Here is a 13,932-nt window from a genome sequence, read left to right on the forward strand (position 1 = left end):
GGCGCTTAGTCCCATAGTCGGCTTTATTTTGGGGCCAATGTGGGCTATTTTCTAACAAGCTGAGAATGTGACGTATTGTAACGTCCGGCTGGAAAGCCGCCGGATAGCCCCGCTGTCGCTTTTGGCAGTCCGGGGGGCCGGGGGTTCGACCAATAACGCGAATCAAGAAGGAATCGTCTATGGCAATCCGAACAGATCTGAGACTCAAAGCCTCCACCCTGGCGATCGCAGCGTCCGTTGGCTTGGCAGCGGGCTCCATGTCGGTGTCTGCGCAGGACCAGCGCTTCGTGACCATTGGTACCGGTGGTGTCACCGGTGTCTACTACCCGGCCGGTGGTGCCATCTGTCGGCTGGTCAACATGGATCGCAAGGAGCATGGCATCCGTTGCTCCGTGGAAAGCACAGGCGGTTCCGTCTACAACCTGAACGCCATCCGTCAGGGTGAACTGGACCTGGCGGTTGCCCAGTCCGACTGGCAGTACCACGCCTACAATGGCACCAGCCAGTTCGAGGACGACGGCAAGAACGAGAACCTCCGCGCGGTCTTCTCCCTGCACCCTGAGCCTTTCACCGTGGTCGCCAGTAAGGGCTCCGGCGTCAAGACCTTCGAGGACCTGGAAGGCAAGCGGGTGTCCGTGGGTAACCCCGGCTCCGGTCAGCGGGCCACGGCCGAGGTGCTGATGGATGAAATGGGCTGGACCATGGACAAGTTCTCCCTGGCCGCTGAACTGAAGGCCGCCGAACAGTCCCAGGCCCTGTGTGACGGCAATATCGATGCTTTCTTCTATACCGTGGGCCACCCGTCCGGGGCCATCAAGGAGGCCACCACTTCCTGTGACAGCACCATCGTGGCAGTGGACAACGATGCCACCCAGACACTGGTCGATGACAACCCCTACTACCGGGTTGCCACCATCCCGGGCGGCATGTATCGCGGTAACGACGAGGATGTGACCACCTTTGGTGTGGCCGCTACCTTCGTGACCTCCGCCGATGTGGATGAGGACGTGGTCTACGAAGTGGTCAGCGCGGTGTTCGAGAACTTCGACAGCTTCAAGCGCCTGCACCCGGCCTTCGCCAACCTCAAGAAGGAAGAGATGGTATCTGATGCCCTGAGTGCTCCGCTGCATAAGGGAGCCGAGAAGTACTACCGTGAGGCAGGCCTGATCGACTGACGGTCCGGCACTCAGTTGTAATCGTACCGCCGGAGGCCGAGTCCTCCGGCGGTTTGTATCTGACCACTGAATTTCCGATGGAACCGGCCCATGAGCAAACGCGACCCGTCTGCTTCCGACAGTGTTGATGTCTCGAAGATTCACGAAGTACTACAGACGGAAACCGGGGGCAGGGCGTTAACGGGACCGTCGTCGGTCCTGCTGTTCGTCGTTCCGCTGGTGTGGTCGCTATTCCAGTTGTGGATTGCGTCCCCGCTGCCGTTCATGGTGGATTTCGGGGTGTTCAATTCCACCGAAGCCCGGTCCATCCATCTGGCGTTTGCCACCTTCCTGGCGTTTACCGCCTTCCCCATGTTCCGGGGGCGGCATATCAACCATATTCCCTGGTTTGACTGGATTCTGGCCCTGGCGGCATCGTTTTCAGCGGCCTACCTTTTTATTTTCTATGACCAGTTGGCTGACCGTCCCGGCGCGCCTGTTACCCGGGATCTGGTGGTCGCTCTGGGGGGGCTCGTGCTGCTGCTGGAGGCCACCCGGCGTGCACTTGGCCTGCCGCTGACCGTGGTCGCCGCAGTCTTTATCACCTATTCCCTGGCCGGTCCCTGGATGCCGGATGTGATTGCCCACAAGGGCGCCAGCCTGCAGAAGCTTGCGTCTCACCAGTGGCTCGGCACCGAGGGTGTGTTCGGGGTTGCCCTGGGGGTTTCCACCACCTTCGTGTTCCTGTTCGTCCTGTTCGGGGCGCTGCTGGAGAAAGCCGGGGCGGGTAACTACTTCATCAAGGTCGCCTATGCGCTGCTGGGGCATATGCGGGGCGGTCCCGCGAAGGCCGCGGTGGTGTCCAGTGGCCTGTCCGGGATTATTTCCGGCTCGTCCATCGCCAATGTGGTGACCACCGGTACTTTCACCATCCCGCTGATGAAACGGGTGGGTTTCCCGGCCACCAAGTCCGGGGCCGTTGAGGTGGCTGCCTCCACCAATGGCCAGCTTACTCCGCCCATCATGGGGGCCGCCGCGTTCCTGATGGTGGAATACGTGGGTATTTCCTACCTGGAGGTCATCAAGCACGCCATCCTGCCGGCGCTGATCTCCTATATCGCCCTGATCTACATCGTTCACCTGGAAGCCTGCAAGCTGGGTATGAAGGGCATCGAGCGCCTGAACAAGCCGACCCTTGCCCAGCGCATGCTGACCTGGGTGGTGTTACTGATCGGTCTTATTGTGCTGACCCTGGTGGTCTACTACGGGATTGGCTGGACCAAGTCGCTGATGGGGGAGGCCGCCGTCTGGGTTTTGGGCCCGCTGTTGCTGCTGGTCTACATTGCGCTTGTTGCCTACGCCGCGAAATTTCCGCCCCTGGAGTCGGATGACGGCTCCAGCGATATGACCGAGCTGCCGGAGGTTGGTCCCACGGTCAAGACCGGCCTGTACTTCCTGCTGCCGGTGGTGGTGCTGGTCTGGTGTCTTACCGTCGAGCGCTTCTCGCCCCAGCTGTCCGCCTTCTGGGCGACCATATTCATGATCTTCATCGTGATCACCCAGCGGCCCCTGCTGGCGTTCTTCCGCAAGCACGGCGACATCGGGGGCACTGTTCGCAGCGGCTTTTCCGAGTTGATCCATGCCCTGGCCACCGGTGGCCGTAACATGGTGGGCATCGGTGTGGCGACAGCCACTGCCGGCATCGTGGTGGGTACGGTCACCCTGACCGGCATCGGCCTGGTCATGACCGAGTTCGTCGAATTCATCTCCGGCGGCAACCTGTTGCTGATGCTGATCTTCACCGCGCTGATCAGTCTGCTGCTGGGGATGGGGCTGCCCACCACGGCCAACTACATAGTGGTGTCGACGCTGATGGCGCCGGTAATCGTGACGCTGGGGGCCGAGAATGGCCTGCTGGTGCCGTTGATTGCCGTTCATCTGTTCGTGTTCTACTTCGGCATCCTGGCAGACGATACGCCACCGGTGGGCCTGGCTGCCTACGCCGCCGCCGCCATCTCCGGGGCGGATCCTATACGTACCGGTGTGCAGGGCTTTGCCTACGATATACGAACCGCCGTGCTGCCGTTCATGTTTATTTTCAACACGCAGTTGCTGCTGATTGGCCTCACTGGGCCGCTGGATCTGATTATCACCATCGCCAGCGCGGTGGTGGCGATCCTGGCGTTCTCGGCGGCCACCCAGGGCTACTGGTTGACCCGCAGCTACCGTTGGGAATCGGCCCTGCTGATCCTGATCGCCTTTACCCTGTTCCGCCCCGGATTCTGGTGGGACCGGGTCTATCCGGAATACGAGCAGCGCCCCGGGTCGGAACTGGTGCAGCAGGTGGAGGCGCTGGCGGATCAGCCGCGGGTGGATGCCATCATGGCCCAGGCATCCGGTCCGTCGCTCACCGGGGACGAGGAGCGCTCCACCTGGGTCAAGATCCCGCTGGCTGAAGGCGACACCCCACAGCAACGTGTGATGAACATGGGCATCGAGGGTGCTCCGGACGGCGACGTGTACACGGTGGACTTCGTCGGCTTCGACAGCCCGGCCGCCAACGCCGGTCTGGATTTCGGCTGGACTATCAATGCCATCCGGGTTCCCCAGGAGCGCCCACCCCGGGAACTGATCTATATTCCGGCCCTGGCCCTGCTGGGTCTGATCGGCTGGTTGCAGGTCCGGCGCCGGCGTAAGGAAAATCCCCCAGACACGGCGCCAGCCACCTGACAGGCCAGCAGATTTCCTGTTAAACTCCGGCCCGATCGAGCCGCACTGGTAGCGCGGCTCCCGTTAACACGTGGTCTTTGGTACGGATCACCGCTGAGAGGAGTTTTCCCATGCCGGTAGTTACCCTGCCTGACGGCAGTCATCGCAGTTTCCCCAATCCCGTCACCGTTCACGATGTGGCCGCTGATATCGGCGCGGGCCTGGCCAAGGCCGCCCTGGCTGGTCGCGTCAACGGCAAGCTGGTGGACACCAGTTACCGTATTGACAGTGACACCGATCTGGCCATCGTCACCGACCGTGACGAAGAAGGGGTTGATGTCATCCGTCATTCCACTGCCCACCTGTTGGCGATGGCGGTAAAGGAGCTGTTTCCCGAGGCCCAGGTCACCATTGGCCCGGTGATCGACAACGGTTTCTACTACGATTTCAAGTTCGACCGCCCGTTCACCAACGAGGATCTGGAGCGGATCGAGAAGCGCATGGGCGAGCTCGCCAGGCAGGACATCCCCGTGTCCCGCTCCGTCATGTCCCGGGACGAGGCCATCAGGCTGTTCCGCGACATGGGTGAGGAATACAAGGTCCGCATCATCGAGGACATCCCGGGTGACGAGGATCTGTCCTTCTACCACCAGGGCGATTTCATCGATCTGTGCCGCGGCCCCCACGTGCCCAGCACCGGCAAACTCAAGGCCTTCAAGCTGACCAAGGTGGCCGGCGCCTACTGGCGTGGCGACACCGGCAACGAGCAGTTGCAGCGGGTGTACGGCACGGCCTGGGCCAACAAGAAGGAACTCAAGGCCTACCTGCAGCGCCTGGAAGAGGCCGAGAAGCGGGACCACCGCAAGATAGGCAAAAAGCTGGGTCTTTTCCACATGCAGGAGGAAGCCCCGGGCATGGTGTTCTGGCACCCGGACGGCTGGTCCCTGTACCAGGAAGTTGAACAGTACATGCGCGGGATGCAGCGCCGTCATGGCTACCAGGAGATCAAGACGCCGCAGGTGGTTTCCCGTACCCTGTGGGAGCGGTCCGGTCACTGGGACAAGTTCCAGGATGACATGTTCACCACCGAGTCGGAGAAATACGACTTCGCCATCAAGCCCATGAACTGCCCCTGTCACATCCAGGTGTTCAACCAGGGCCTGAAGAGCTACAAGGACCTGCCGCTGCGGCTGGCGGAGTTCGGTTCCTGCCACCGTAACGAGGCGTCCGGCGCGCTGCACGGGTTGATGCGGGTGCGTGGTTTTACCCAGGATGATGCCCATATCTTCTGCGAGGAAGATGCCATCCAGAAGGAAGTCTCCAGCTTTATCGCCATGCTCCATGAGGTGTATGCGGACTTTGGCTTTGACCAGATCCTGTACAAGCTGTCCACCCGCCCGGAAAAGCGGGTTGGCTCCGACGAGGTGTGGGACAAGGCCGAAGCGGCCCTGGAAGAGGCCCTGAACCGGGAAGGTGTGGACTGGGAACTGCTCCCCGGCGAGGGTGCCTTCTACGGGCCCAAGATCGAATTCTCCCTGAAGGACTGTATCGGCCGGGTCTGGCAGTGTGGCACCATCCAGGTGGACTTCTCCATGCCGGGGCGCCTGGGCGCCCAGTACGTGGCGGATAATTCTGAGCGCAGGACACCGGTTATGTTGCACCGGGCGGTCCTGGGGTCCTTCGAGCGGTTTATCGGGATCCTGATCGAGGAATACGAGGGTGCCTTCCCCACCTGGCTGGCACCTACCCAGGTGGCTATCCTGAATATTACTGATCGCCAGGGGGATTATTGCCGAAATCTCGCAGAAAAGTGGCAGAATGCGGGCTATCGGGTAAATGCTGACTTGAGAAACGAGAAGATCGGCTTTAAAATCCGCGAGCATACTTTAAACAAGGTTCCCTATCTGGTCGTGATCGGCGATAAGGAAGTCGATAACGGGGCCGTTGCGGTGAGAACCCGCAAAGGTGAAGATCTCGGAACCATGTCGCCGGAAGCGTTCGAGGAGCTGCTGTCAGCAGAAATCGCACGCAAAGGCAGAACCAATACGGAGAACTGACTATCAAACAGCGAGCGAATCGGGGTGGTCGTGCACCAAAAGCACGGATCAACGATAACATTGACGCAACGGAAGTCCGGCTTATTGATGCGGAGGGCAACCAGGTTGGCGTTGTGCCGATCGAAGAGGCTTTAAAGTCAGCTGAAGAAGCGTCTCTGGACCTGGTTCAGGTTACGGATTCCGATCCGATCGTCTGTAAGATAATGGACTACGGCAAGAAGGTCTTCGAGGAGAAGAAGGCCAAGGCCGCTGCGAAGAAGAAGCAGAAGCAGGTCCAGGTCAAAGAAGTGAAATTCAGACCAGGGACGGAAGAAGGGGATTATCAGGTCAAACTACGCAACCTGATACGTTTCCTTGAAAACGGGGACCGCGGCAAAATCACTGTCCGCTTCCGTGGCCGTGAGATGGCACACCAGGAAATCGGTATGCAACTCATGAACCGCATCGAGCAGGACATTGAGGAGCTGGCCCAGGTAGAGCAACGGCCCAAGATGGAAGGCCGCCAGATGACCATGGTGGTGTCGCCCCGTAAAAAGAAGTAATCCCGAGCTTCAGTCAGGTCCCCCGCACTGGCGGGGGATTTGTCGTTCAGGATTGCATTTATTGATTGAAAAACAGAATGCGGAGTTTTAGAAATGTCCAAGATGAAAACCAAGAGTGGAGCCACCAAGCGGTTCAAGAAAACCGCCAAGGGCTTCAAGCATAAGCAGTCCTTCACCAGTCATATCCTGACCAAGAAGAGCCCGAAGCGTAAGCGTCAACTGCGTGGCACCAAGATGATCGCCAAGTCAGATATCGCTTCCATCAAGCGCATGATCGCTAGCTAACCAACCGGACTCTAGAGAAGGAATCAGTTTATGGCACGTGTAAAGCGTGGCGTGGTAGCACGCCGTCGTCACAAGAAGATCATGAAGCAGGCCAAGGGTTACTACGGTGCCCGTAGCCGTGTTTTCCGGGTAGCCAAACAGGCGGTCATCAAGGCGCATCAGTACGCCTACCGTGACCGTCGTAACCGCAAGCGTGCGTTCCGCGCCCTGTGGATCTCCCGGATCAACGCCGGCGCCCGCGCCAATGGCCTGTCCTACAGCCGGCTGATCGCCGGTCTGAAGAAGGCTGAAGTAGAAATCGATCGCAAGGTTCTGGCCGATCTGGCCATGAACGAGCAGCAGGCATTTACTGCTGTCGTGGAGAAGGCAAAAGCGGCGCTCTGATCGCCGGGCTCTTTCGACGAGTTTCGATCGATGGGTGACCGTTTCGGCGGTCACTCCCTGACAGGGGAAGGGCGCGCTCTTCCCCTGTTCTTGTTTGGGGCGACTGAAAATGGCCAGTCCCGAACAGTACATTAGTCCGAATAATTGAGGGAGCTTCCGAAAAGCGTCATCGGTCAGGACCCGCCGGTTGGCCTTTCCGGAAACTCCCTGTGGTTTGGAGCAGGCATCAATGGAAAACCTGGAGCAACTTGTTCAGGACGGGCTTACGGCTGTCAAGAACGCGGAAAGTTTGCAGGCGCTGGATCAGATCCGGGTGGAATACCTGGGCAAGAAGGGCGTGATCACCCAGCAGGCGAAAACCCTGGGCAAACTCAGCGCCGAAGAGCGCCCCGCCGCCGGCCAGAAGATCAACGAGGCCAAGGGTCAGGTGGAAGAGGCCATCAACGCCCGTCGCGCCAGCCTTGAGGAAGCCGCCATCGCCGACCGGCTGGCCCGGGAGTCCATCGACGTGACCCTGCCGGGACGCGGCCAGGACCTGGGCGGCCTGCATCCGGTGACCCGCACCCTCCAGCGGATCGAGCAGTTCTTCGGTAATGCCGGCTACACCGTCGAGCAGGGGCCGGAGATCGAAGATGATTACCACAACTTCGAGGCCCTCAATATTCCGGGACACCATCCCGCCAGGGCCATGCACGACACCTTCTATTTCAATCCGGGCACACTGCTGCGAACCCATACCTCACCGGTACAGATCCGCACCATGGAGGACGGCAAGCCGCCGTTCCGCATGATCTGCCCGGGCCGGGTCTACCGCTGTGACTCCGACATGACCCATACCCCCATGTTCCACCAGGTGGAGGGGTTGCTGGTGGAGAAGAATGTCAGCTTCGCCGACCTGAAGAGCACCATCGAGGAGTTCCTGCGGGTGTATTTCGAGCGGGACCTGAAAGTGCGTTTCCGTCCGTCCTATTTCCCGTTCACCGAGCCCTCCGCTGAGGTGGATATCGAGTGGGGTCGTGAGGAAGACGGCAGCATCAAGTGGCTGGAAATCATGGGCTGCGGCATGGTTCATCCCAAGGTGTTTGAACACTGTGGCATCGATGCCGAGGAGTACCGGGGCTTTGCCTTCGGCCTGGGCGTGGAGCGTCTGGCCATGCTGCGTTACGGGGTGAACGACCTGCGCATGTTCTTCGACAACGACCTGCGTTTCCTGCGTCAGTTCCGTTAATCACACCAGGAGTTGTTCAGAGGCTCCCCCAGACAACATCGCATCAGGACAAGGCATTTACCATGAAATTTAGCGAAAAGTGGCTGCGTGAGTGGGTTAATCCGGCCATTGGCACCCAGGAACTGATGGACCAGATCACCATGGCGGGTCTGGAAGTGGATGGTTTCGAGTCGGTCGCCGGGGCGTTTACCGGTGTCGTCGTGGGTGAGGTCAGGTCCGTGGCGCCACACCCGGATGCCGACAAGCTAAGAGTGTGTGAGGTCAGCAGCGGCGACGAGACGGTCCAGGTGGTTTGTGGTGCCCCCAACGTGCGGGAAGGCCTGAAAGTGCCGTTTGCTGTGGTGGGTGCGGTGTTGCCCGGCGATTTCAGGATCAAGGCGGCCAAGCTCCGTGGTCAGCCGTCGAATGGCATGCTGTGTGCTGAATCAGAGCTGGGCCTGTCCGACGACAGTGCCGGCCTGATGGAGCTACCTGCCGATGCGACGACCGGCCAGGACCTGCGTGAGTACCTGGGGCTGGACGATATCACCATTGATGTGGACCTGACCCCGAACCGGGCGGACTGCCTGTCCCTGCGTGGCCTCGCCCGGGAGGTGGGTGTCCTGACCGGCGAGCCGGTGCGGGAACCGGAATTGGCGCCGGTACCGGCCAGTCATGACGAAAAACCGGCCATTTCCGTTGATGCTCCGGCGGCGTGCCCCCGTTACCTGGGCCGGATCGTGCGGAATGTGGACCTGTCCGTCGATACCCCCCTGTGGATGGTGGAGAAGCTGCGCCGCAGTGGTATCCGTTCCATTGATCCGGCGGTGGACATCACCAACTACGTGATGCTGGAACTGGGTCAGCCCCTGCACGCCTTCGACCGCGCCGAGATCGAGGGCGGCATCGTGGTGCGCATGGCAAGGCAGGATGAGGAACTGGTGCTGCTCGATGGCCAGACCGTGAAGCTGACCCCGGACACGCTGGTCATTGCCGATCACGCCAAGCCCCTGGCCATTGGCGGTGTCATGGGCGGTGAGCACTCGGGGGTTACCGAAAAGACCCGTGACCTGCTGCTGGAAGCGGCCTGGTTCGAGCCGATTGCCATGGCCGGCAAGGCCCGGGAGTACGGCCTGCACACCGACGCCTCCCACCGCTTTGAGCGGGGTGTCGACTATGAACTGGCCCGCGCCGCCATGGAGCGGGCGACGGCACTGTTGCTGGAGATTACCGGCGGTGAGGCCGGTGAAATTGTAGAGGTGGCCAGTGACGAGCATCTGCCCAAACCTGGCCAGGTAACCCTGCGTTCCGACCGCCTGAACGCTGTACTGGGCATGAGCATTGATGTGGCCCGGGTGGAGGACATTCTCACGCGTCTGGGGTTGGCGATCATCGACCAGACCGGCGACCGCTGGACCGTCAGAGTGCCCAGCTACCGGCCCGATATCGGCATCGAGGAAGACCTGATCGAGGAAGTGGGGCGGGTCTACGGCTACAATAACCTGCCGGTGACCGAGCCGGTGGGCTCGCTGGCCATGCGCCCGGCGAAGGAGGCTGTGCGTCCGGTGTCCGCCGTTCGCAACTTCTTCGTTGCCTGCGGGTACCAGGAAGCCATTACCTACAGCTTCGTGGACCCGAAGGTCCAGGAAATCCTGGATCCGGAGCGGGAGGGTATCGCCCTGGCCAACCCCATTTCCGCTGACCTGGCGGTGATGCGAACCACCCTGTGGAGTGGTCTGGTCAAGACCCTGGAATACAACCAGAAGCGTCAGCAGCTCCGGATTCGCCTGTTCGAGACCGGCCTTCGGTTCGTGAAGGACGGTGATGGAATCGATCAGCGGCCCATGCTGGCCGGTATAGTTACCGGCGGGCAACTGCCTGAAAACTGGGCCAATGGCCGCCGCGCCGCTGATTTCTTCGATGTGAAGGGCGAGCTGGAAGCCCTGTTCGACCTGCTGGGTGTGGAGGTCCGCTTCGCCGCTGGCCAGCACCCGGCGCTGCATCCGGGGCAGACCGCAGAGCTGTTCCTGGGCGATCAGCCGGTGGGCTGGCTGGGGGTCATGCATCCCCAGGTGCAGAAAAAACTGGATCTGGATGGCACGATCCTTATGTTTGAGCTATTCTTGGATTCAATCGTTTCTGGATATGTGCCTAATTTCAAAGAATTTTCAAAATACCCTGAAGTTCGTCGGGATTTGGCTATTATTATCGGAAATGAGATTGCGTTTGCAGACGTTGACCGGGTTGTTCGCAACAATGCAGGTAACCGTCTCAACGGATTGCGTGCGTTTGATGTCTATGAAGGCGAAAAACTGGGCGAGGGCAAGCGAAGCCTGGCGCTCAGCCTGTTCTGGCAGCATCCCGAGCGCACACTCAATGACGACGAAGTGCATGAGTTCTTCGACAGGGTGGTGAAAGCCCTGCAGGAAGAGCTGGGGGCGACACTGAGGAGCTAGAAATGGCGGCTTTGACAAAAGCGGAAATGGCGGAGAGGCTTTACGAGGAACTTGGCCTGAACAAGCGGGAAGCCAAGGAAATGGTGGAGGCCTTTTTCGATGAGATCAGAGACGCACTCAGCCATAATGAGCAGGTGAAACTGTCGGGGTTTGGCAATTTCGACCTGCGTGACAAGAAACAGCGACCGGGACGGAACCCGAAAACCGGGGAAGAGATTCCTATCAGCGCGCGCCGCGTGGTGACTTTCCGGCCGGGACAGAAGTTGAAACAGAAAGTAGAAACCTATGCTGGAAGCCAGTAATAACAACGAACTCCCGGCCATCCCCGGCAAACGTTACTTCACCATCGGTGAGGTAGCGGACCTTTGTCAGGTCAAGGCCCATGTGTTGCGGTACTGGGAGCAGGAGTTTCCCCAGTTGTCACCGGTCAAGCGCCGGGGCAATCGCCGTTACTACCAGCGCGCGGATGTTATCACCATACGCCAGATCCGCAGCCTGCTATATGATCAGGGGTACACCATTGGTGGCGCCAAGCAGAAGCTGAGCAGCCATGAGATCAAGGAAGACACCAGTCAGTACAGGCAACTGATCCGGCAGACGATCACTGAGCTTGAGGATGTGCTGGATGTGCTCAATTCACCGGTCAGATAGCGGTGGTGATCACGTCATTGTCTGCGACAGTAAAACCGGCCTCCAAGGCCGGTTTTTTGTGTCTGTCCGGGTGAAGCGGGCGTGCCAGAGCCGTTGAATGCCTGGTCAGTCTTGGCTAGATTGATGAACAGGAATCTTCCGTGGAGGTATCGGTCATGACATCGGACACACCCTTCCATCGCGCTTTCGAGAACCGCATGCAGGCACTGGGTTTGCCGGTGGCGGCGGAGCCCTTTGAGCATTTCTCCCAGGCCGTCTCCAACGCCTCCCAGATGGCGGCGGTGGTGGGCCTGTTGGAGGAGCGATCCACGGTGACGGAGCTGGTCAGGCGTACCCTGGGCCTTGAAAAGCTGATGGTGGCCGCAGACTTCAATGCCCGCGCCTACACCGCGGGCGTTATCAGCAGTATCGCCCTGGCGTCCGGTCAGGTCCGGGATGGCCGGGAGCCCATGGGGGACCTGTTCCGGTTTACTTTCCAGCGCAGGCTCCAGTTTCCCGGCTGGCAACTGGTGTTCATGATGAACCCGGCCCTGACCGACCCTACCTCCGACAACTCCCACGCCTTTGGCAACCGTGCCCGTCAGGTGGCCTGATGGTGCGCTTGTCGAGGCGTGCTGCCGCTACTGTGAAAGGATAACCCGTGGCTGATCCCCTGCCTTTCTCCCAGGCCTGTGAGAACAACCGGCAACCCATCCTGGAGCAACTGGGCCAGGCGCTCACTGAACCGGCAACGGTGCTGGAGATTGGCACGGGTACCGGTCAGCATGCCGAGTACATCGCCAGCCGGTTACCACATCTGCACTGGCTGCCCACCGATCACCCCGACAACCTGTGGATGTGTCGGCTGCGGCTGGAGCAGGCGGACCTGGCTAATGTGGACGATCCGAGGTCGCTGGATGTCAGCGACCGGCCCTGGCAGCTACCGCCCTTTGACCATGCCTTCACCGCCAACACCACCCATATCATGGCCTGGGAAGAAGTCTGCCGGATGTTCGAGGGTGTGGCGGAGCGCCTGCCCGTTGGTGGCACCTTCTGTCTGTATGGCCCGTTCAACTACCATGGCACTTTTACCAGCGACAGTAACCGCGATTTCGATCGCCACCTCCGTGCCCGGGCCGGGCATATGGGCTTGCGGGATATGGACGATGTCACCGCACTGGCCTCGGAACTGGATCTGGAGTTGAAACGGGATGCGGCGATGCCCGCCAACAACCGGTTTCTGGTGTTTGAGAAAGTGGAGTGACCAGCATGGTCGAAACCGGATACCCACCCGGTGTGAATGACTGTTTGTGCTGTCGATAAATTTCCCTGATGCCCATCTCATCCCTGGAGGGTTGGAAAGATAATGTTGACCTGGTTAATACTGGCCATGGGCCTGGTTTTGCTGATTGTTGGTGCGGAACTCCTGGTGCGGGGTGCCGCCCGGCTGGCGGCCAGTTTTGGCGTACCTGCGCTGGTGATCGGGTTGACGGTGGTGGCCTTTGGAACCAGCGCGCCGGAACTGGCCGTCAGCGTGAAATCCGCCTGGTCCGGTGAAACAGAGCTGGCCATCGCCAATGTGGTGGGCAGCAACATCTTCAATGTCCTGTTTATCCTGGGGCTGGCGGCCCTGGTGTCACCGCTGGTGGTGTCCCGTCAGCTGATCCGGCAGGACGTACCCATCATGATCCTGGTGTCGGCGATCGCTGCGGCCATGGCCTGGAATGGCATGTTGTCGCTCTGGGAAGCCGGGCTGCTGGTTGCCGGATTGATCGTGTATACGGTTTTCCTGTTTATCCAGGGGCGTAAAGGCGGTGTGGAGGCCGACGATAATGCGCTCACTCCCTCGGTGCCGGTCTGGCGGAATCTGCTGCTGGTTGCGACCGGACTTGCCCTGTTGGTGTTGGGGGCGCGGTGGCTGGTCGAGAGCGCGGTCAGCATCGCCTCGTCGCTTGGCGTGAGTGAAGCGGTTATCGGCGTGACCATTGTCGCGGCGGGCACATCCCTGCCGGAGGTCATGACGTCCGTGATGGCCACATTGAGGGGGCAGCGGGATATCGCCATCGGTAATGTGGTGGGCAGCAACGTCTTCAATGTGCTGTGCGTACTGGGCCTGTCTGGTCTGGTATCGCCGGAGCCGCTGGTGGCGGGCAGCCAGTTGGCGGGGCTGGATATTCCAGTCATGGTTGGGGTGGCGGTGCTTTGCCTGCCCCTGTTCTTCACCGGTGCCACCCTGTCCCGGTTCGAGGGTGCGCTTTTCCTGGGGCTCTATGTCAGCTACGTATGGTACACGGTAGCCCTGACCCTGGGGGCGTCCTATCTACCGATGATGGAAGCAGGCCTGGCCTATGGGCTGATACCGTTGGTGGTGATTGTGGTGGCGGGACTGTTGGTGAGGGATCTGGTGCAGCGCCGGACGGCCTCCTGACAATCAGCCTCTTGATGTCATCAGCCCAGCCCCCGTCCGGCCTGGTGGGCAGGCCGGCGGTGACTGGGCTGATGCGGGAC

13 protein-coding genes are annotated in these 13,932 nt (G+C 60.3%); all 13 read left to right on the forward strand.

Annotated elements, in window-relative coordinates:
- Positions 1-179: 179 nt before the first annotated feature.
- The 13 genes from ACJO2E_RS04040 (at position 180) to ACJO2E_RS04100 (ending at position 13,852) form a co-directional block, all read left to right on the forward strand.
- Positions 180-1,175 (forward strand): TAXI family TRAP transporter solute-binding subunit, encoded by a 996-nt coding sequence (locus tag ACJO2E_RS04040; RefSeq protein WP_406962072.1) that lies wholly within the window; start codon positions 180-182, stop codon positions 1,173-1,175.
- A gap of 90 nt (positions 1,176-1,265) precedes the next feature.
- The gene (locus ACJO2E_RS04045; protein ID WP_406962074.1) at positions 1,266-3,884 is read left to right on the forward strand and encodes a TRAP transporter permease; all 2,619 of its coding nucleotides are present in this window, start codon (positions 1,266-1,268) and stop codon (positions 3,882-3,884) included.
- 110 nt (positions 3,885-3,994) lie between these two features.
- Positions 3,995-5,920, forward strand: coding sequence for a threonine--tRNA ligase (thrS, locus tag ACJO2E_RS04050; RefSeq protein ID WP_406962075.1), 1,926 nt, complete (start codon positions 3,995-3,997; stop codon positions 5,918-5,920).
- The gene (gene infC / locus ACJO2E_RS04055; protein ID WP_328188925.1) at positions 5,917-6,462 is read left to right on the forward strand and encodes a translation initiation factor IF-3; all 546 of its coding nucleotides are present in this window, start codon (positions 5,917-5,919) and stop codon (positions 6,460-6,462) included. The genes thrS and infC overlap by 4 nt, the downstream gene beginning before the upstream one ends.
- Before the next feature lie 93 nt (positions 6,463-6,555).
- Complete coding sequence (rpmI, locus tag ACJO2E_RS04060) at positions 6,556-6,747, forward strand: 50S ribosomal protein L35 (protein WP_406962077.1); 192 nt, start codon at positions 6,556-6,558, stop codon at positions 6,745-6,747.
- Positions 6,748-6,777: 30 nt separating this feature from the next.
- Entirely contained in the window at positions 6,778-7,131 is a 354-nt protein-coding gene (gene rplT / locus ACJO2E_RS04065; RefSeq protein ID WP_328188913.1) for a 50S ribosomal protein L20, read from the forward strand.
- 229 nt (positions 7,132-7,360) lie between these two features.
- Positions 7,361-8,359 (forward strand): phenylalanine--tRNA ligase subunit alpha, encoded by a 999-nt coding sequence (gene pheS / locus ACJO2E_RS04070; protein ID WP_406962079.1) that lies wholly within the window; start codon positions 7,361-7,363, stop codon positions 8,357-8,359.
- Positions 8,360-8,421: 62 nt separating this feature from the next.
- Positions 8,422-10,794 (forward strand): phenylalanine--tRNA ligase subunit beta, encoded by a 2,373-nt coding sequence (gene pheT / locus ACJO2E_RS04075; protein ID WP_406962081.1) that lies wholly within the window; start codon positions 8,422-8,424, stop codon positions 10,792-10,794.
- Between the two features lie 2 nt (positions 10,795-10,796).
- Complete coding sequence (gene ihfA / locus ACJO2E_RS04080) at positions 10,797-11,096, forward strand: integration host factor subunit alpha (protein ID WP_328188909.1); 300 nt, start codon at positions 10,797-10,799, stop codon at positions 11,094-11,096.
- Positions 11,080-11,445, forward strand: coding sequence for a MerR family transcriptional regulator (locus tag ACJO2E_RS04085; RefSeq protein WP_406962084.1), 366 nt, complete (start codon positions 11,080-11,082; stop codon positions 11,443-11,445). Before ihfA ends, ACJO2E_RS04085 begins: the two co-directional genes overlap by 17 nt.
- Positions 11,446-11,600: 155 nt before the next feature.
- Positions 11,601-12,038, forward strand: coding sequence for a hypothetical protein (locus ACJO2E_RS04090; RefSeq protein WP_406962086.1), 438 nt, complete (start codon positions 11,601-11,603; stop codon positions 12,036-12,038).
- Between the two features lie 47 nt (positions 12,039-12,085).
- Complete coding sequence (locus tag ACJO2E_RS04095) at positions 12,086-12,688, forward strand: DUF938 domain-containing protein (RefSeq protein WP_406962088.1); 603 nt, start codon at positions 12,086-12,088, stop codon at positions 12,686-12,688.
- A gap of 102 nt (positions 12,689-12,790) precedes the next feature.
- Complete coding sequence (locus tag ACJO2E_RS04100) at positions 12,791-13,852, forward strand: calcium/sodium antiporter (RefSeq protein ID WP_406962090.1); 1,062 nt, start codon at positions 12,791-12,793, stop codon at positions 13,850-13,852.
- The last annotated feature ends 80 nt before the right edge of the window (positions 13,853-13,932 follow it).

The sequence above is a fragment of the Marinobacter shunpengi genome (genome assembly GCF_045449695.1).
In the GTDB taxonomy this organism is placed as follows: domain Bacteria; phylum Pseudomonadota; class Gammaproteobacteria; order Pseudomonadales; family Oleiphilaceae; genus Marinobacter.